Genomic DNA, 19,170 nt, shown 5'->3' with positions numbered 1-19,170 from the left:
TACTATCAATATTATATCGGTCTTCTATCAATCTCTGATCTTATAAAATTTTACTCTTCTTCTGCAAGCTCGCAGATTGCCCGGATTGCCGTATCCACTTCTTCCTCTGTGTTATAGTGGGAAAAACTGAATCTGACAGCCCCCTGCTCTACGGTTCCAAGTGCCTCATGCATCAGTGGTGCACAGTGTCCTCCTGAACGGGTAGAAATCCCATAATCTGTCAGAAGTGCATCACTGACTTCTCCCGAGTCATAATCTCTGATATTCAGGCTCACTACCGCACAGCGGTCCATGCTGCTGAAATCCCCATAAATTTTGACTCCCGGGATTTCTTTTATCCCTTCATAAAACCGCTTCATCAATGCCTGTTCCTTTGCGCGGATCGTATCAATTCCTGTTTCTTCCAGATATCCGATCGCAGCATCCAGTCCGGCAATTCCATGTCCGTTAAGTGTTCCTGCTTCCAGTGCTGTCGGCATCTCTTCCGGCTGTGTCTTACTATAGGTCTGCACACCGGTACCGCCTGAAAGAAGTGGCCGGACATGAACGCCTTTTCTCACATACATTCCACCAGTCCCCTGCGGTCCTAAAAGTCCCTTATGTCCGGTAAAACACAGAATATCAATATGCATCTTCTGCACATCGATCGGAAATACACCGGCAGTCTGTGATGCATCTACCACAAACAACAGATCGTGTTTTTTTGCAATTTCCCCGATCCGCTCCACATCCACTTTGTTTCCCGTCAGATTGGACCCATGGGTACAGACAATTGCTTTTGTATTCTCTTTGATTGCTTTATCAAAATTTGCGTAATCCAGAGTTCCTTTTTCATCACATCCAAGGAATGTCACTTCAACTCCCTTTTTCTCCATCTCATAAAGTGGTCGGAGAACAGAGTTATGTTCCAAAACCGTAGAGATCACATGGTCTCCCGGATTTAAGATCCCCTTGATCGCAATATTCAGACTCTCCGTTGAATTCATGGTAAATACGATCTGTCTTGCATCTTCCGCCCCGAAAAAACCTGCAAGCTTCTCTCTTGTGTCATATACGGTTCTTGCTGCTCCGAGAGATGCCTCGTTGACGCCTCTTCCTGCATTCCCCATTGAGCACATTACTGCGGTGATCGCATCAATTACTTCCTGTGGTTTGCGCATTGTGGTTGCTGCATTATCTAAATATATCATATTGATCCTCTTTTCATTTCCCCATATGTGCATCCGGATAGAAATCCTTTACAATCCGGATCAGATGCTCTGCTGCTGCAGGCAGCTGATAGTTTTTATTGTATACAAGGTTCAGATAACGACTGCTTTCATCCTTCTGTAACGGGAATTCCAGAACCTGTCCGGTCCGGATCTCCTCTTCTGCTGCAAGTCTTGATATGATCGTGATTCCAAGCCCACTCTTTACTGACCTTTTTATCGCTTCCGGATTCTCAATGCATGCTACTATATTGAGGGTATCAGGCATAATTCCTGCTTTTCTCAATATTTTTTCTGTTTCCTTGCGGGTTCCCGATCCTTCTTCCCGCATAATGACCGGTTCATTCTTTATCCATGTTGCTGTCTTATAGCGCTTCTGTATTTCCTGATAAAACTCGGTATTCGGCATGATAACAACCAGTTCATCCTGATAAAAAGGCATATATCTGCAATGCTTTTTTTCAAGTACCGTACCTGTGAATCCAATATCTACCATATGCCCTGCTACCTGTTCAACAACACCGCAGCTGTCATTTTCTGAAATCCGGAACTGCTCATCCGGATAAGTCTCTCTGAATTTCGCCAGAATCGCCGGAAGAACATACTGTGCCGGAATCGTAGAGGTCGCAATTGTAATACATTTTTCCTCACGATGCGCATCCTTGGAAAATACCTGCTCGATTTCTTTTTCGAGTTCCACCATCTGGCGCGCATACTGGTATAATTGCTTTCCTTCTTCCGACAATTTTACTTCCTTTGTATTTCTGACAAAAAGCCGTGAGTCCAGTTCTTTCTCCAGAGAAGAGATATGTGCACTGACCGTTGGCTGCGTCAGGAACAAAAGCTTTGCCGCTTTTGAAAAACTTCCCGACTCAGTTACCTTAACAAATGCCTCCAGCTGCTTTAAATTCATAAGTATGCCACCCTCTCACTTTCTCCGCCTGTCTTCTTTGTCACCTTAATGCTGTCCATATATTCTAAAATCGGTTTCGCACTCTTTCTGCTTGTTGAGAACATATCTCTCACCTGTGCGATCGTGATCAGATTTTCTTCCTTCAGATGATTCTGAATTTTTTCCTTCGCTTCATCCATCAGGTGTTTCATCGTAAACATCTCTTCATTGATACGGAGTACTTTTCCTTCGTCAATCATCATGAGAACCACATCTTCCGCTGTCTGGCGCGGAATTTTTCCAAAATCAATCTCTGAAAATCTCACAAAATCATATCCTGCTTTTTCAAATGTATCTTCGATCAGCTTCTCTGTCTGAAGATACATCGCGTCCTTCGGAACTTCATATCCCGGAAGCGAAAGATATTCTTCCCTTCTTCCATAGACGTTTTCTCCCGTCATTCTTTCGATATACGCATCAAATATGTTTGGTTTAATCTTTTTCAGGAATGTATTGTGAATTTCGGCTTTCTTCATTCCATATCGGTATGGATGCTCACTGTGATATTTCTGCAATGTCTCCTCTATCTTCTGACGTACTGCAAATTCGCTGTCTCTGTGCCACAAATATGTGTCCTTCTTCATTGGGAATACAAAGATTGTGCCCGATTCTTCCAGTTCTTCAAGATACTCCTTCAGTTCATCTACGGAATGTGCCATCACCTTTGCAAGCTCAGCAAGTGTGATCATCGTGTCGCCGTGTTCTTTGATCTGAAGCTCCATAACATCGCCAAGAGAACCGGATTCTTTTTTCTTCAGTTCTTCGATTGCCTGTGCATCAAAACGTTTCTTACGCACCGGATTCGGTTCCAGCACGATCCCGCCTCCGATAGTCTCCATCGGCGAATAGAAACGTACTACAAAACGGTCGCCTCGTTTGACCGCAATCTCTTCTTCCAGTCTGAGCTGTACCAGTCCCTCTTCTCCCGGTCCGATCTGCTCCTTATCCAGCAGAACAGCACGGCAGAGGATCTCACTCGTACCCGTGTATAAATGCAATCTCTCATGATTTGTAAGGATACGCATGGAGTCTTCCAGAACTTTCAGCTTCACATCCAGAAGATCTGTATTTTTCATACTGTTCTTCGGCGCAAGCACACACCCTCTGCGAATTTCCTTTTTCTTCACATTTGACAGATTGATCGCCACTCTCTGTCCGGCATAGCATTTGTCCTGATTCTGCCCATGTACCTGAATATTACGAATCTTGCACTCTTTTCCGATCGGATACATTTCCAGAACGTCTTCCCTGGTGATCGTACCGGATATAAGTGTCCCTGTGATAATTGTCCCAAAGCCTGACAGGGTAAATGCCCGGTCAATCGGAAGTCTTGGAATAGTCTGTGTATCCTTTGCAACCACCTCATCCGACATCAGTTGCTGAATCGTATCCGTCAGTTCATCAAGCCCCTGCCCGGTTGCAGCCGATACTTTAACAACCGGTGCACCTTCCAAAAAAGTACCTTCCAGTTCTTCCTGGATTTCTTCCTCAACGAGTTCCAGCCATTCTTCATCGACCAGATCACACTTGTTGATCACCAGAATGCTCTTCTTGATCCCAAGGAGTCCCAGAATGTCCATGTGTTCTCTTGTCTGCGGCATGATACCTTCATCCGCTGCCACAACCAAAAGTACCAGATCCATTCCGACAACTCCCGCAACCATATTGTTGATAAATTTTTCATGTCCCGGAACATCAATGATCCCTACACGGTCTCCATTTTTCAAATCAAAATAAGTAAACCCGAGGTCAATGGTGATCCCTCTTCTCTGTTCTTCTTCCCACCGGTCCGTGTTACGTCCGGTAAGTGCTTTTATCAGTGTCGTTTTCCCATGGTCAATGTGACCTGCGGTTCCTACGATAATGTTTTTCATAATAATTCTCCCAGCATCTCTGCTATCTTCTTAAAGTAGCAGGATTCAATTGTCCGCACATCCAGATAAATCGTGTCGTTGGCTGTACGCGGAATGATTGGCATAGAAAGATGCCGCATCTCTTCTTCCAGCTTCGGTACACTGATATTCTCCGGCTTAATCGTAACTGCCATACTCGGAATGCGTTCAAGTGGAAGAGAGCCTCCACCGATCTGTGATTCACACGGTTCCATCCCGATCGTTGCAGCAAGCTGTGCATTCTGCAGAATCCGCTTCAGAGATCTTGCACGCTTTTCCACATCCGCTTTGGACTCTGTGATCATACGCAGTACCGGAAGATTCTGGATTGCCTTTTCTTCTGATAAATATTCCTGTAATACCAGTTCCAGTGCCGCTGCTGTAAATTTATCAATTCGCAGTGCACGTGTCAGCTGATTCTTCTTCATCTGGTCAATATATTTCTTCTTACCGATGATGATTCCAGCCTGCGGACCACCGAGCAGCTTGTCTCCGCTGAAGCATACAACGTCCGCTCCCTTGCGGATGGAATCCTGAACCGTCGGTTCATAGGTCAGTCCGTATTTACTCAGGTCGATCAGCACACCACTTCCAAGATCTTCGATAATCGGGATATCGTGTTCCTGCGCAATCGGAATCAGTTCATCGATCGTAACCGTCTCTGTAAATCCAACAATACGGTAATTGCTTGTATGAACTTTAAGGAGTGCTTTTGTCTCCTCTGTGATCGCTTCTTCATAATCAGAATAATGTGTCTTATTCGTCGTTCCGACTTCCACAAGTGAAGCTCCGCTCTGCTCCATTACATCCGGAATCCGGAATTTGCCACCGATCTCAACCAGCTCTCCGCGGGATACTACAACTTCCCCGCCTTTTGCCATTGAACTTAAGATCAGCATAACAGCCGCAGCATTGTTGTTAACCGCCATCGCAGCCTCTGCCCCGGTCAGTTTGCAAAGCAATTTTTCAAAATGAGAGTATCTCTCTCCACGTGCTCCTGCTTCCAGATTGTATTCCAGATTGGAGTAACCACTCACAATTCCTGCCAGTCTCTCAACATGCTCCTTACTGATCGGTGCACGGCCGAGATTGGTATGGAGAACTGTTCCTGTTCCGTTGATCACCATTTTCATATTCGGCTCATGCAGCTTTCCGGCATGCCGTTTTATATTCTGCGTAAGCATCCCGATCTGCGCTTTCGCTTTCTCTTCTTCCTCGCACTTTCCGATAAATGTTCTGAGCGCATCCATCTCTTCACGGATCACATCCATCACAAGTTCACGTCCATATACATCAATCAAATCCTGTATCTCCTGTTCTTCAAGCAGAATATCTACTTTCGGAATACTGCGAAATAATAAATTTTTATTCATTTTCTCCTCTACCTCTTTGAATTCCTAGTGCAGACGAATCAGTTTATCGCTCTTTTCTGTTACGGTTCCGATCAGGGATACCTTGGTATCCAGTCTCTTCTTCTCGAATGCTTCCATCACGGCTTCCGCATACTGCGCTTCCACGCTGATGAGCAGTCCACCTGATGTCTGCGGATCATATAACAGATCGATAAAATGATCTTCTACATTTCTGAAATCTACTTTCTGATAAGAATATCCCTTGTTCTTGTAAGCCCCCGCCGGAACAAGGCCCATTTTTGCATAGCTGATTGCTTCATCAAGATATGCAATATCGTGAACATTCAGTTCAAATGTCACATTACTTGCCTCTGCCATTTCAACGCAGTGACCTAAAAGACCAAATCCTGTAATATCTGTACATGCATTTACAGGGAAATGCTCCACAACTTCTTTTGCTTTTTTATTTAAAGAAGACATGACAATCTCAGCTTCCCTGATTGCGGCTGCAGATGCCATTTCTCCTTTGATTGCTGTATTAACAATTCCTGTTCCGACCTGTTTGGTAAGGATCAGCACATCCCCCGGTTTACATCCGTAATTCTTAAAAATCTTCTTTGGATGTACAAATCCGGACACACAAAGTCCATACTTCGGCTCATCATCCTGTACTGTATGTCCACCAACCAGAACAGCTCCTGCCTCTTTTACCTTATCGGCTCCACCGGCAAGAATATCTCCTAAGATCTGTGGATCAAGACAATTCGGAAATCCTACGATATTAAGTGCTACCTTCGGCTCTCCTCCCATTGCGTAAACATCACTGAGCGAGTTTGCTGCTGCAATCTGGCCAAACATATACGGATCATCCACGATCGGCGTAAAAAAATCCACGGTCTGGATCATCGCAATATCATCTGTAACCTTATAAATCGCAGCATCATCTGATGTCTCGATTCCGACGATCAAATTTTCATCTTCAAATTTCGGTAACTTACCCAGAACCTGGGCAAGGGTCTCCGGACCTACTTTAGCGGCTCACCCGGAAGTTTTTGCATACTGTGTCAGTCTTACTTTTTCTTTATTCATTGTTTATCCCCAACTTATACTTTGCATTTAACATGTTACCTGCCGCAAAAAATGCGCACATAGATAAATTCTATCATTCATACTTTCTATTGTAAAGACTGCTTTTGCAATTCATACTTTTCTATAATCAATTCTCTCACATGTTCAGCCGCTGCCGGAAGTTTGTAGTTTTTATTATATACAAGATTCAGGTTTCGACCGCTGCCATCCTGTGAAAACGGGAATTCCAGAACTTCTCCTGCCTGGATCTCATCTGCGGCCGCAAGTCTTGAAATAATTGTAATGCCAAGACCACTTTTAACAGATCTCTTGATCGCTTCCGGATTCTCAATTGTCGCAACAATATTTAGATCATCCAAAGAGATTCCCATCTTTTTTAATTGCTTCTCTGCTTCTTTTCTGGTACCGGATCCCTCCTCACGCATAATCAGAGGTTCTCCTTCCAGCCATTTTAAATCCTTCTGCTCTTTTACGATTTTCTGATATTCTTTCGTATTCGGCATAATAACAACCAGATCATCCTGGTAAAACGGTATGTATTTACAATTTGCTTTTTCGATTACTGTACCGGAAAATCCAATATCAACCAGATGCGATGCTACCTGTTCAATGACAGTACTGCTGTCACTTTCCACGATTCTGAACTGTTCTTCCGGAAATCTCTCTCGGAATTTCACCAGAATATCCGGCAGAATATACTGCGCCGGTATCGTAGAGGTTGCGATCGTAATACATCTTTCTTTCTGCTCTGCTGCTTTTGAAAACATTGACTGGATTTCCTGTTCCAGTTCGATCATCTGACGTGCATACTGATAAAGTGTCTTTCCGTCCTCAGATAATTTGACAGTCTTGGTATTACGCACAAACAATCTCACTTTCAGTTCTTTTTCAAGTGTCTGTATATGCGCACTTACTGTTGGCTGTGTCAGATACAGTTCCTGTGCTGCTTTTGAAAAGCTCTTTGAATCGGATACTTTAATAAATGCTTCCAGCTGCTTTAAGTTCATAATTATTCCCTCTTTCTATTCGATCAAATTCGTATAAATACACCCTCACCGGATTCCGTTATTTCCTTTGATCAAATTGCGCAGCCACATCTATCTTCTACCATCCGATATCAAATACCAGAGAGCAAAGTGCATCTGCCCGAACAAACAAATTCATTTTATCCAGGAGGTTACCATCTTCAGTTTTTAACAACTTGTCCAGAGCCTGAACAAGGGTCCTTCGACCTGCTTTGACGCCTCAACATGATGTCCTTATACACTGTGTCTCTCTGATATCTTTATTCATACTTAATTTCTCAACTTTTCTTAAATATTCTCTGTCCGTTATACGAACTTCTTTGTTATATAGTTCTCAAACTATGGTCTGATGATCTTTCCTGCTTCAGCCATAGATTCAACAATACTGTACATATTGGTTACGCCACCAACAACAAGTTTGTCTTTTAAATGATAGTAGTCAAGACATGTACCACATGTAAGAATCTCTACTCCCTGTGCCTCCAGAGACTTCAGATCTTCAATGGAATCTGATCCTTCTGTTGTAAGAGTAGCGCCTCCATTGTAGAAAAGCATCTTCTTCGGAAGTGTATCAAGCTGTGTAACTGCATAAATAAATCCCTTAATCAGGACTTTACCAAGTTCATCATTACCTGTTCCCATGCGGTCAGAAGATACCACTACGATAAGGTCTCCCTTCTGATCCGGTGTACATACAACTTCTGCATCTGCTGCCGGTACTCCCTGCATCTTGATCGTTACTTTGTATTCTTTTTCTCCAAGCTTTTCAGAGCTTACTTCTCCGCCCTGTTCTTTTGCCAGCTTTGTAACATTCTGTACAGCAATCTCATTATCTACTAATACTTCAATTGTCTCCGGTCCTGTAAGAGCCTGCATTGCTTTTTTTGTTTTGATTACCGGAATCGGGCAGTTGTCTCCCATTGCATTAACTGTTACCATAATATTCATTTCCACCTTTCTTTTACGTGAATCATTTCACTTATAGATACATTCTATCACCCTTCGTCCCTTATGTAAACAGATAGTCCCGTTATTTTTACCAAAAACCATTTGTTATCGCGATAGCTTTTTGTATATTATTGCGATATTTTACATTCGCTTCTTGCAGTATCCTTTCTTCTATAATAAAATAGAAAAGTAAAACAGTATGTCTATAAATATGCATTGAACAAGACTATAGAAAACTGGAAATTTATCAAAAAGCACTTCAGAAAGGATTTAATAATATATGTGGTTAGCAGATGGTTGGAAAGATTATGAAGTAATTGACTCCTCAGACGGAGAAAAGCTGGAACGCTGGGGGCAGTACATCCTGGTTCGTCCGGATCCGCAGGTGATCTGGGATACACCTCGCACAGACAAACGCTGGAAACATCCGAACGCACACTATCACCGCAGTAAAAAAGGCGGCGGTGAATGGGAATTCTTCGATCTCCCGGAACAGTGGCAAATCAGTTATAAGAATCTTACCTTTAACTTAAAACCGTTTAATTTTAAACATACCGGACTTTTCCCGGAACAGGCAACCAACTGGGACTGGTTCTCTGAAAAGATTCGCAATGCCGGGCGCCCGGTAAAAGTACTGAACTTATTCGCCTATACCGGTGGTGCAACACTTGCAGCAGCTGCTGCCGGCGCACACGTAACTCATGTAGACGCTTCCAAGGGAATGGTTACATGGGCAAAAGAAAATGCTGTTTCTTCCGGACTCGGCGACGCACCGATCCGCTGGCTGGTTGATGACTGTGTCAAATTCGTAGAGCGCGAAATCCGCCGCGGTAATCATTACGATGCAATCATCATGGATCCACCTTCCTACGGTCGTGGACCAAAGGGCGAGATCTGGAAGATTGAAGACGCAATTCATCCACTGGTAAAACTCTGTACGAAGATTTTATCCGATGATCCACTGTTCTTCCTGATCAATTCTTATACGACAGGACTTGCCCCAGCAGTACTGACTTATATGATCGCGACTGAGCTTAAGAAATACGGTGGGCATGTGGATTCACAAGAGATTGGACTTCCAGTATCTTCAAATGGGCTGGTACTTCCTTGTGGAGCCAGTGGACGATGGGAGAGATAAGATTGCGGATTTTTGGTTGATACGTTTGTGGCTTCTCAATAATACAACGTTTTTCCGAATAGCAGAATCTCAATTTGTGCAATCATAAAAGATCTAAAATAAAAGAGAAGTGATCCGGTATGAAATGGATTCCTCCTGCTACAAAGCTTGTGCTTTAAAGAAAATCCTTTTCTAAACTCAGATTACTTCTCTTTTTTATTTTCCATTCTCCTTTGGGTCTCCCATCTGAAAATTTATTGCAGATGCTCCATCAGATAGCTAAGAAACGCCTGGCAACCTTCCATCACATCATCAAATGTCTCATCAAAATTTCCTGTATACCATGGATCTGCAATGTCTCTCGGACGATTTGTGTAATCCAGAAGTCTCTGTACCTTGTGCTCCGGGTCATTTCCGATGATTCTCATAATGTTCTGTATATTATATCGCTCCATGCAGATGATGTAGTCGAATGCGACATATTCTTCTCTACGCATCTTGCGTGCACGGTGATTGCCACACGGGATTCCTTCCTTGCGGAGCTTCTTTTGTGTGCCGTGGTGAACTGGGTTTCCATGTTCTTCGTTGCTTGTACCGGCGGAATCGATGAAGAAATCGGACTCTATGCCGGATTGTTTAACTAAATGTTTCATAACGTATTCTGCCATGGTGGAGCGGCAGATATTGCCGTGGCAGATGAATAGTACTTTTATCATTGTTGCATAACCTCGCATTTCTTAGTTTTTCGGGCTTTGTAAGCCTTTGTGAATTTTTCTTTTCTGGCATAACCTGGTTTATTTTCGCATAATATCGTCCGCAAAAGGTGTAAAATAAGGTGTATGTTTTTCTATTTTACACCTTGCTATTTTCAATTAAAAATCGTAATTACACAACCTGAATCCGGGCAACTTCTTCCCTGGCATCCTCAAGATTTACGTGCGTATATGTATTCAGCGTTACGCTGATGTCTGAGTGGCCCATCAAATATTGCAATGCTTTTGGATTCATTCCGGATTTTGCCATATTTGAGCAATAGGTATGCCGACATACATGCGGTGTAATGACAGGCATCTGTACTTTATAAGTATTATTATACTTCTGAACGATATGTTGGAAATAATGCTCCCAGTGCAGGGAATAGCAGATACTTTCATTTTTATCAAAGTGTAAGAATCCACTTTTTCCATCTACCATAGGCTCTGCTTTGGGCGGGTTTCGTTTTTCTATTATTTTCCGAAAACATTCCTCTACATCTGCAGTCATAGGTATCTTTCTCGTTCCGCTGGTTGTTTTAGTCTCTTGAATATAATATCCGATTTTTGATTTTTTCTGCAATTGATGATCGATGTTGATCGTATGCTCCTTGAAATCAATATCAGAAATCGTCAGCCCGCAGAATTCTGAGATGCGAAGCCCCGTCTTAAACAATATATAAATACCTTCATAGTATTTACTGAAATGTGCATCATCCTTTACAAATTGTAAAAACTTACGCTCCTCCGCTCTGCTGATTGCCTCTCTTGTCACACTGTCATTCACGACCACTTCCATTAGCTGAAACTGAAATGGATTTTTCCTGATCAGGTCATCATCCACCGCCAACTGAAATACCGGACGAAGAACGCCTCGGATCGAATGGATGGAACTATAGCTTTTCTTTTCTACCTGCTGAAGATGTATCAGCCAACATTTTGCATCCGAAATCCGAACCGTATCAATCCTTCTTTTTCCAAATGGATCTTTCTTCAATAAATTGATAACTGTTCCGTATCCTGCAACTGTAGTAGGTCTGACACCGGTTTTTGTTGATGTATACTTTTCAACCAATTCCAGTACCGTCATATTTCCGCCATTTGTTGCAATCTGCTCGAAATGGTCCGCCTGGATTTTCTTCTCCATCTCCCGAAGCGACAAAGTACGGCGCTTTCCTTTCGGAGTTGCATCGTTATGGTCTAAGCGCCAGCTATATACGCAGCGCTCCTTTCCCATCTCATCGACATACTTAAATCGATATCTGCCATCAGATAACTGTATTTCTCCATTGTGTAATATACGTCCTCTATGATCTCTCCTTTTTTCACTCATAATCTTTTAGTCTCCTTCATCAAATGTTCATTTAACTTGGAAGACCGTCTCGGTTTATTCATTATACCACAAGACCTTCCCTTCGCTAAGATAAAATGAACATTATTTTCATTACTATTTTTTCTATTCTGTCACTTAAACTGTGCTGGCTGTATCCAGATAATCTTCAAATAATTTTCTTTTGAATCGGATGTGCGAACCAACTTCCAAAATAAAATCTGCTCCTTCATTTTCACCTGCAATCTGTCTTAATCTCTTTTCTCCGATTCCGTAATATTCAGCTGCTTCGGAAACATTTAAAGAATATTTCTTCCAAACAGGTATTGTTTTTTCTGTATGATCCATTCGCATTTCTCCTCCCCTCTGTTGGTATTCAACAAGGTTTTCGCTTTCTCCATTTTCATACTTGCAATCGCTTCTCGTTTACTTGTACCTCCAACATACATTGGCGTACACATTTCTAAAATACGGTCATAGATACGCCTCTTATCCAACATGGTCTCGCTTTTTATTTCTTCCAGTGGAAGATTAGTCGTAATGATCAATGGTCGTCCTGAACGGATCCTACGATCTATGACACTGAAAATAATTCCTAATGCATATTCTGAATTTCGTTCCACTCCAAGATCATCAATAATCAAAAGCTGATACGAAGCCAATGCATTGATATATTCCGTTTTGTCTGCCAGCGGAAATATATCATCAATAATGGTATTGAAATTTGTCATCTTTACCGTTACTTCTCGTTTAAGAAGATCATTGGCAATACACCCGGCAACATAACTTTTCCCAGTCCCAACCGGTCCCCAGAACAAACAACCTATATGGTTTCTTTTCATTTTCTCCCAGTTATCAACATATTTTTTTGCCTTATGCATTACCGCATCTGACATATCTGCATTCTCAAATGTCCACTCTTCCATTCTGCTCTCGTCAAAACAGATGCTCGTATTTCTGCTGACTAATTCCCGGTGCTCTTTGTCTTTAAAATATTTTTGTTCTTCTTCATACGCTTTTCTGTCACAAGCACATTGCCTGGAATGTTTCTTCATCCCCATAAAGTCACCCTTAGGAAAAAATGCTTCTTTCGCTTCCCCACAGACTTTGCAATATTGCAAACCATCACTGCCTACACATACGGTATCTTCTTCTCTCATCACAAACTCTCTCCTTCCCCATAGCAATAATTTACTTCATGATATTTATTACTTTTATATTTCTCAGTTACTTTACTAGGTGCCACATTTCCGACTCCTGTACAGCCATTTTTACGACCAGATGAAGGTTACTTTTCCGACTCTGTTGTAACCATCTTTTCAACCGCCTTATCGTCAACCGGCTGTAAACCTATCTCATCAGATGGAATTTTTACATATAAATGATTGGGTTTTGAAAATCCACCGGATCTACGAACCAATACTCCCTCATCATCTAATTCCTTCAATGCTGTTTTTACAGAAGATTTGCATTTGTCGATTTGAACAGACAATTCCTCTATCGGAAAAATCAGATAAACATTTCCATACTTATCTATCCAGCTATTCTTTCTCGATATCCGCGCCCGGTCATACAAAACCATATAAAGAAATTTTGCAGTTTGAGAAATGCGCAGCTTTAGCAAAAACTTCGGAAACTGGAAGTACTGAAGCATCTGCTCTGACTCCTTCATGTATTCATATTGCATTCTTTTCTCGCCTCGTTTCTATTTCTAATTGTTGTAAAAAACATTTTTCTGCCGGCTCAAAAATGTCCTTACACATATTCAAAAGATGAAGGGCATAAATACAGGCTCTTGATGAAAATTTTTATTTTTTCCTGTCAAAAATACCCTTACATAAAACGAAACGCTGAGAGGCATTTTTACAGCCCCCTGAGGAAAACTTTTTTTATTTTTTTCGATTAATTAAATATTTGAAAACAAAAAACACTCACCTATTCCAAGTGAATGCCTTATCAAATTTCATTATTTTGTTGTCTGTAATTCTTATCCAGATATGCTTGCATATCTGCTAAAATGTAATTGCCGGCAATTATATTTTCACGTGGGTATGGGGACGTTATCTCCATCAAGTCTGCTACTCGTAAGTAATACAAAATTGTCAAAATGACAATACTGTAATACACGGGTGGATCTTGCTCTGGTTGTACACATGAATTCATACAATAATAGGCCCAAATGGGCACTTTCACCATTTGAGCCTATATATTATATATGTCTTTCAAATGATAGCTTAAAAAATAGCTGTCTAGACGGTATGTTTTTAACGTAGAATTGATTTTATGGCTGACACGGTATTTATCCATAGTATCATTGCATCATTTTTCTTTCGACATCAGAATTATCAGTCATTCAATTCACATATGCCATTCTATCGCCTAATAAATTATACTTTCTTTTTCGCTCATGATCATGAGACTTTTTTCGTTCAAACTGTACGATTATATTTTTTCCTGTTTTCGAATTGTATGGAACCTTCGCGAGGCCTTTCTCTCTTCGAACTTCCAGTTACACCAAATCCCATACTATTTTAAGGGGGGAGTTTCTCCCCTGCCCAGTTACATATATCAGTTCATTATAAAATGCTTAGATTTTTATAATGAACTGATATGGTTGATAAGTAACAAGGAACATGGGGCGGATAATGGAACACTCCCCAGATCCATATATGCATTAAGCTGCATACGGCAAAAGCATTGCCGGGCAGTAGCATTCAGCCGGTGTTTTGTAATCAAGGGCAGAATGGCATCTTTCAAAGTTATAGGTGTGGACATATCGTCCAATAGCAGCTCTGGCTTCCTTGATGTTGTTATACAGCGTCAGATAAGCTTCTTCATACTTGAAGCTGCGGAACCATCGCTCAATCATGATGTTGTCAGCCCAACGGCTTTTTCCATCTATAATTTACCATTTCTTGATCTAGATATACCAGTATGATACAATAAAAGAAAAGTCAAAATTGGGGGAATTTTGTCATGTCAACAACTGAAGCTTATGTCTATCTTCAAGAAAAAATAGCTGCTATGAAAAGAGATTATCCTCTATTAAGGGATAAAACAGATGAATATGTTTTTACTGCTCTTTGTGTCAGGGCTAATTATTACAAAAATCCTGCTTTAGATTTTACAGAACAAACCATTTCTGAAGTTATCGTTGATGGTCAATATGATGGTGGGGTTGATGCATTATTACTTGATCCCAATTCAGAAGCAGATAATCTTATCCTTGTTCAATCGAAATATTATAAAACTATTACATATGACAATGTAAGAGACGCAATACAGAAAATAATACTTTTTTATAAGGATATGGAACAAGGTGAATATCAAAACGTAAACGCTACCGTACAAAGACGTTTTTTATCATTAAACGCTGAAATTGGTGATGAATCAAAAATTAGATTTGTTTTTTATACTAGTGCTAAGAAAAACAGAATAAGAACTGATCGTATCGAAAAAATTGTAAAAGAACAATTTCAAGACAATGATAAATTTGAAGTTTCTCTTCTATATGTAGATGATATTATCGAAGAAATAAAAGAATTAGAATCAAGGAGACCATCTGTAGAAGGCGGTATAATCAAAATCGATGCAGCTAATAATGCTTTAGAATATGGTGAAGATGCCGTTATTGTCAATGTGTCTGCATTTTCTATTAAGGAATTATATGCACTCCATAGCACTAATTTATTATCCAGAAATCTTCGTTATTATATTAAAAAAAGGGATATTGATAAATCTATAAACGACACAATAGAACATGATCCGGACCAATTTTGGTTTAGAAATAATGGTATCACCATCGTATGCGACGATTTTAGAGTAGACGGAAAAATCGTACATTTAAAAGATTTTTCTATTGTAAATGGTGGTCAAACCACAACATTAATTCACAAAAATAAAGAAATAACAAAAGAGAAAGATCTTTTTCTACCATGTAAAATTATCCGCGCAATGGGAGAAAATACTGATGAAAAAAATGATTTTATTTTGGAAATCGCTAAAGCTACAAATTCACAAAAACCAATCAAAAAAATTGATTTAAAAGCTAACGCATCAGAACAAATTCGATTTTGCAATTCTATGCGAGAGGTAGGCATTTTCTATCAGACTAAACGCGGTGAAAGTGTTCCTAAAGATTTCAGAGAAGATTATTGTAATACAGATCTTGCTCAAGTTGGAAAATTATGCCTAGCGGGAGTCTTTCAATTACCTGCCTCAAGTAGAAGTAAGCCTTCATCATTATATGAAGAAAGATTTTACGCACCAGTATTTGATAAAAACCAAGGTCAAATAGCTTCCATTGTAAAGGAACTTCTATACATAGATTATTTTTTCAGGAAAAAATATGTTAAAGAATTTGATAAACAACATGAAAAGGACATTATATCCCCTATAGCTTTTGCACATAATGCGAGAACCATATGTATCGCATTTGTTGCATTAGCTACACGATTTAAAAATGGTAATCTTGACACCGAGAAACTTAGAGAATTTTTTGAACATTGTTCAGAAAATAAATCTTATGAAAACCATTTGTATGATTTATTTTCCGATTTAGGTGAGATTAGCTATTTATTGCCAAAATCATTATTTAGGAACAAAGATCTCTATGAAAAAACTTTATCTGATCTTTTTACTGTAATAATTTTATCTGGCTTTAGATATTATCAAACTGTTCGTAGAGGAGATAATTCAATTAACGAAACTAACTTCTTGAAGAATGATCAGAATTATTATGAAATCTTAAAAACAGATTGGTATGAAATAGAAGAAAAAATTAATAACATTTATGCATCACTTGAAGATATATAATCTTTAAACAAAGAATAACATTCTACAATATATCTAAAAAAAATTCCGGGATCTGCTTTCATGCAGTATCCCGGATATTCAGAGAACACGCTTTCAACAATATCCAAGTTTGTCTAAAAGTATAAGGCTGTCCGCAAAAGGTGTAAAAATAGGTTGCATATCAACTATGATTATTCCGGGGCTCTCTGAGCCACCTGTCCGGACTTTGAGAGCCATATATTCCGGTAATTCAGAGCCACCTTATTGGGCTCTATTACATATATTTCCTTTATACTGTAAAGACACACCCTTGGTGTGAATACAGATAAAGGAGGTCGTAAGTTATGACCAAGTATCGTGAAATCCTACGCTTGAAAAGCTTAGGATTCAGTGAGAGGAACATCGCACAGAGTTGCGGTGTATCCAGAAACACAGTCGCCAAGGTTTTGAAAAAAGCAGCGGAAATCAATCTTTCATGGCCGCTGGATTTTGACATGACCGACAGTGCACTAGAGGAGCTGATGTTTCCTAAAGATAAGTCGGCAACGAATAAACGTATGCCAAACTTTAACTACATCCGCAAAGAACTTCTGCGGAACGGCGTAAACAAAAAGCTTCTCTGGGTAGAATACTGTGAGGAGTGCCGCATGAACAGCGAAGAGCCTCTAATGTATTCTCAGTTCTGCTACTACATCCAGAAGGATGAAGAAAAACGCAGGGCTACCATGCATATCCCTAGAAAACCAGGTGAACAGATTGAAGTTGACTGGGCAGGTGACCCTGCTCACATCATTGATCCGGACACCGGAGAAATAACAGATGCATGGATATTTGTAGGTGTATTAACTTACAGTCAGTATGCTTTTGTAAAAGCATATATGAATGAGAAAACTGACAACTGGATCAAAGCTCATATCCAGATGTTTGATTTCTTTGGCGGTGTCACACCTATGCTCGTTTCTGATAACTGCACAACCGCAGTGAATCATAAAAAGAGTGACTGGTACAACACTGCCTTAAACACAACTTATCATGAGATGGCAGAACATTACAATCTTGCCATCCTTCCGGCCAGAGTCCGGAAACCCAAAGATAAACCGAATGTAGAGGGATCGGTAGGAAAGATATCCACATGGATAACAGCAGCCCTTCGCAATGAACAGTTTTTCTCTCTTGCAGAATTGAATGCTTCAATCCGTGAAAAACTGGATGCCTACAACGCCCGTAAATTCCAGAAAAAGGAATGTAGCAGACTCAGTTTATTTCTTGGGGAAGAAATGCCATTACTGGCTCCGTTGCCTGCTACACCTTTTGAACTGGCTGAGTGGAAACAAGCCACCGTCCAGTTTAACTATCACATCGCAGTAGACAGAATGTTCTACTCCGTGCCTTATCAGTATATCAAAAATAAAGTTGATGTGCGTATAACAGATACAACGGTTGAAATATTTTATAATCACAATCGTATTGCCTCTCACAGACGACTCTATGGAAGAAGCAGTCAGTATTCTACAGTGACAGAACATATGCCGCAGGAACACCAGAAATATCTGGAATGGAACGGTGACCGGTTCCGTAAGTGGGCTGATTCGATTGGAATTAACACAAGTAAGGTTGTCGATGCAATACTTACCTCCGGCAGGATTGAACAGCAATCCTACAGAAGCTGCATGGGATTACTGAAACTGGCAGAAAAATATTCGCCAGAAAAGCTGGAACAGGTCTGCGCTAAGGCGCTCTCTTATTCCGGTAAACCCAGCTATAAAAGTATCAAAAATCTATTGGTTGCAACAAAGGATGCACCTGATACCGAATCAGAATCATCTCAAGTAGAAAAACCACACGGCATAACCAGAGGAGCCAAATACTATGGAGGTAAACAATCATGACAAATCAAAGTACAATCGATAAACTTATTGAAATGCGTCTGACTGCTATGGCAGATGCATTCCGCATCCAGATGGATGATCCTGCAATGAAGGAAGTTCCATTCGAAGATCGCTTCGGTATGCTTGTTGATGTCGAGTATAGCAACCGTAAAAACAATCGTCTGAAAAGGCTGATCCGCCAGGCTGAGTTTGAACAGCCAGATGCCAGCATCGCAGCGATCGATTACCATTCTGGACGAAAGCTGAACAAAGCACTAATCAACCGTCTGGCAACCTGTGAATACATTACAGAATACCGGAACATCTTTATTACTGGAGCAACCGGAAGTGGTAAAACTTATATGGCCTGTGCCTTTGGCATGGAAGCATGCAAGCACTATTACTCAGTACGGTATGTACGGCTTCCTGATCTATTATTGGACTTACAGGCTGCCAGGGACAATGGAACTTTCTCGAATGTCCTGAAGAAATATACCAAGCCAATAGTACTGATCCTTGATGAGTGGCTGCTTCTTAAACTGACCGAAGCTGAAGCCAGAAATCTTTTTGAACTGATACATAAAAGACGTAAAAAATCTTCAACAATCTTTTGTTCTCAGTTCCGTGAAAGTGAATGGTACCAGCAAATCTGTGATGGTGAAAGTACTCTTGCCGATGCTATCATGGATCGTATTTCGTATGATTCCTATAAAATCGATATTGAAAGTGTTGACCCAGCTAAAGACCTCTCTATGAGAGAAGTATATGGACTGGATCCAGCAATGGCAAAGTAACTTAATAAACAAACTGAGGTGGCTCCGTTAGTCCGGACAGGTGGCTCTC

The 19,170-nt window shown here is 40.7% G+C and carries 16 protein-coding genes and 1 pseudogene; 4 read left to right on the top strand and 13 right to left on the bottom strand.

What is annotated here, in order from left to right:
* Positions 1-50 precede the first annotated feature (50 nt).
* From NQ556_RS02415 to yedF, 7 genes are all read right to left on the bottom strand, one after another.
* Positions 51-1,190, bottom strand: a complete 1,140-nt coding sequence (locus NQ556_RS02415; RefSeq protein ID WP_022220209.1) for an aminotransferase class V-fold PLP-dependent enzyme — start codon at positions 1,188-1,190, stop codon at positions 51-53.
* Between the two features lie 13 nt (positions 1,191-1,203).
* Positions 1,204-2,121 (bottom strand): selenium metabolism-associated LysR family transcriptional regulator, encoded by a 918-nt coding sequence (locus NQ556_RS02410; protein WP_022220210.1) that lies wholly within the window; start codon positions 2,119-2,121, stop codon positions 1,204-1,206.
* Positions 2,118-4,034, bottom strand: coding sequence for a selenocysteine-specific translation elongation factor (gene selB, locus NQ556_RS02405; protein WP_008372453.1), 1,917 nt, complete (start codon positions 4,032-4,034; stop codon positions 2,118-2,120). The genes NQ556_RS02410 and selB overlap by 4 nt, the downstream gene beginning before the upstream one ends.
* Positions 4,031-5,425 carry an L-seryl-tRNA(Sec) selenium transferase gene (gene selA, locus NQ556_RS02400; RefSeq protein WP_022220211.1) on the bottom strand — a complete coding sequence of 465 codons (1,395 nt, stop codon included), beginning with the start codon at positions 5,423-5,425 and terminating at the stop codon, positions 4,031-4,033. Before selA ends, selB begins: the two co-directional genes overlap by 4 nt.
* 24 nt (positions 5,426-5,449) lie before the next feature.
* Positions 5,450-6,493 (bottom strand): selenide, water dikinase SelD, encoded by a 1,044-nt coding sequence (gene selD, locus NQ556_RS02395; protein ID WP_082421154.1) that lies wholly within the window; start codon positions 6,491-6,493, stop codon positions 5,450-5,452.
* A gap of 86 nt (positions 6,494-6,579) precedes the next feature.
* The gene (locus tag NQ556_RS02390) at positions 6,580-7,500 is read right to left on the bottom strand and encodes a selenium metabolism-associated LysR family transcriptional regulator (protein ID WP_008372444.1); all 921 of its coding nucleotides are present in this window, start codon (positions 7,498-7,500) and stop codon (positions 6,580-6,582) included.
* A gap of 357 nt (positions 7,501-7,857) precedes the next feature.
* Positions 7,858-8,457, bottom strand: a complete 600-nt coding sequence (gene yedF, locus NQ556_RS02385) for a sulfurtransferase-like selenium metabolism protein YedF (protein WP_022220213.1) — start codon at positions 8,455-8,457, stop codon at positions 7,858-7,860.
* 289 nt (positions 8,458-8,746) lie between these two features.
* Here yedF and NQ556_RS02380 point away from each other — a divergent pair, with 289 nt between their 5' ends.
* A complete protein-coding gene (locus NQ556_RS02380; protein WP_008372439.1) occupies positions 8,747-9,604 on the top strand; it encodes a class I SAM-dependent methyltransferase in 858 nt (285 codons plus the stop codon).
* A 233-nt stretch (positions 9,605-9,837) separates the two neighbouring features.
* Here NQ556_RS02380 and NQ556_RS02375 read toward each other — a convergent pair whose 3' ends face one another.
* The 6 genes and pseudogenes from NQ556_RS02375 to NQ556_RS02350 form a co-directional block, all read right to left on the bottom strand.
* Complete coding sequence (locus NQ556_RS02375; protein ID WP_044999016.1) at positions 9,838-10,299, bottom strand: low molecular weight protein-tyrosine-phosphatase; 462 nt, start codon at positions 10,297-10,299, stop codon at positions 9,838-9,840.
* Between the two features lie 169 nt (positions 10,300-10,468).
* Positions 10,469-11,668, bottom strand: a complete 1,200-nt coding sequence (locus tag NQ556_RS02370; RefSeq protein ID WP_008372436.1) for a site-specific integrase — start codon at positions 11,666-11,668, stop codon at positions 10,469-10,471.
* A 135-nt stretch (positions 11,669-11,803) separates the two neighbouring features.
* On the bottom strand, positions 11,804-12,013 hold the full coding sequence (locus NQ556_RS02365; protein ID WP_195196700.1) for a MerR family transcriptional regulator: 210 nt from the start codon (positions 12,011-12,013) through the stop codon (positions 11,804-11,806).
* A complete protein-coding gene (locus NQ556_RS02360; RefSeq protein ID WP_195196701.1) occupies positions 11,965-12,825 on the bottom strand; it encodes an ATP-binding protein in 861 nt (286 codons plus the stop codon). The genes NQ556_RS02365 and NQ556_RS02360 overlap by 49 nt, the downstream gene beginning before the upstream one ends.
* A pseudogene (locus tag NQ556_RS02355) lies at positions 12,825-13,352 on the bottom strand (replication initiator protein A). The gene NQ556_RS02360 and the pseudogene NQ556_RS02355 overlap by 1 nt, the downstream one beginning before the upstream one ends.
* 987 nt (positions 13,353-14,339) lie before the next feature.
* On the bottom strand, positions 14,340-14,534 hold the full coding sequence (locus NQ556_RS02350; protein WP_243271137.1) for an integrase core domain-containing protein: 195 nt from the start codon (positions 14,532-14,534) through the stop codon (positions 14,340-14,342).
* A gap of 107 nt (positions 14,535-14,641) precedes the next feature.
* Between NQ556_RS02350 and NQ556_RS02345 the strand changes: the two genes are divergently transcribed.
* The 3 genes from NQ556_RS02345 to istB all read left to right on the top strand — a co-directional run bounded on the left by NQ556_RS02345 (position 14,642) and on the right by istB (position 19,121).
* The gene (locus NQ556_RS02345) at positions 14,642-16,480 is read left to right on the top strand and encodes an AIPR family protein (RefSeq protein WP_195253344.1); all 1,839 of its coding nucleotides are present in this window, start codon (positions 14,642-14,644) and stop codon (positions 16,478-16,480) included.
* Between the two features lie 323 nt (positions 16,481-16,803).
* The gene (gene istA, locus NQ556_RS02340; protein WP_008369149.1) at positions 16,804-18,348 is read left to right on the top strand and encodes an IS21 family transposase; all 1,545 of its coding nucleotides are present in this window, start codon (positions 16,804-16,806) and stop codon (positions 18,346-18,348) included.
* Positions 18,345-19,121 (top strand): IS21-like element helper ATPase IstB, encoded by a 777-nt coding sequence (istB, locus tag NQ556_RS02335; RefSeq protein ID WP_008369148.1) that lies wholly within the window; start codon positions 18,345-18,347, stop codon positions 19,119-19,121. The genes istA and istB overlap by 4 nt, the downstream gene beginning before the upstream one ends.
* Positions 19,122-19,170 lie beyond the last annotated feature (49 nt).

Origin of the sequence: Coprococcus comes ATCC 27758, from assembly GCF_025149785.1 — a bacterium.
Classification (GTDB): Bacteria; Bacillota; Clostridia; order Lachnospirales; family Lachnospiraceae; genus Allocoprococcus; species Allocoprococcus comes.
The sequence above is the reverse complement of the archived record's forward strand: the minus strand, read 5'-3'. Positions and strand labels throughout refer to the sequence as shown.

Coding starts and splice junctions, on each gene's coding strand:
- NQ556_RS02410 (WP_022220210.1), bottom strand. CDS start 2,121: ATGAATTTAAAGCAGCTGGAGGCATTTGTTAAGGTAACTGAGTCGGGA.
- istB (WP_008369148.1), top strand. CDS start 18,345: ATGACAAATCAAAGTACAATCGATAAACTTATTGAAATGCGTCTGACT.
- NQ556_RS02415 (WP_022220209.1), bottom strand. CDS start 1,190: ATGATATATTTAGATAATGCAGCAACCACAATGCGCAAACCACAGGAA.
- NQ556_RS02360 (WP_195196701.1), bottom strand. CDS start 12,825: ATGAGAGAAGAAGATACCGTATGTGTAGGCAGTGATGGTTTGCAATAT.
- selA (WP_022220211.1), bottom strand. CDS start 5,425: ATGAATAAAAATTTATTATTTCGCAGTATTCCGAAAGTAGATATTCTG.
- NQ556_RS02370 (WP_008372436.1), bottom strand. CDS start 11,668: ATGAGTGAAAAAAGGAGAGATCATAGAGGACGTATATTACACAATGGA.
- NQ556_RS02375 (WP_044999016.1), bottom strand. CDS start 10,299: ATGATAAAAGTACTATTCATCTGCCACGGCAATATCTGCCGCTCCACC.
- NQ556_RS02380 (WP_008372439.1), top strand. CDS start 8,747: ATGTGGTTAGCAGATGGTTGGAAAGATTATGAAGTAATTGACTCCTCA.
- yedF (WP_022220213.1), bottom strand. CDS start 8,457: ATGGTAACAGTTAATGCAATGGGAGACAACTGCCCGATTCCGGTAATC.
- istA (WP_008369149.1), top strand. CDS start 16,804: ATGACCAAGTATCGTGAAATCCTACGCTTGAAAAGCTTAGGATTCAGT.
- NQ556_RS02365 (WP_195196700.1), bottom strand. CDS start 12,013: ATGGATCATACAGAAAAAACAATACCTGTTTGGAAGAAATATTCTTTA.
- NQ556_RS02390 (WP_008372444.1), bottom strand. CDS start 7,500: ATGAACTTAAAGCAGCTGGAAGCATTTATTAAAGTATCCGATTCAAAG.
- selB (WP_008372453.1), bottom strand. CDS start 4,034: ATGAAAAACATTATCGTAGGAACCGCAGGTCACATTGACCATGGGAAA.
- NQ556_RS02350 (WP_243271137.1), bottom strand. CDS start 14,534: ATGATTGAGCGATGGTTCCGCAGCTTCAAGTATGAAGAAGCTTATCTG.
- NQ556_RS02345 (WP_195253344.1), top strand. CDS start 14,642: ATGTCAACAACTGAAGCTTATGTCTATCTTCAAGAAAAAATAGCTGCT.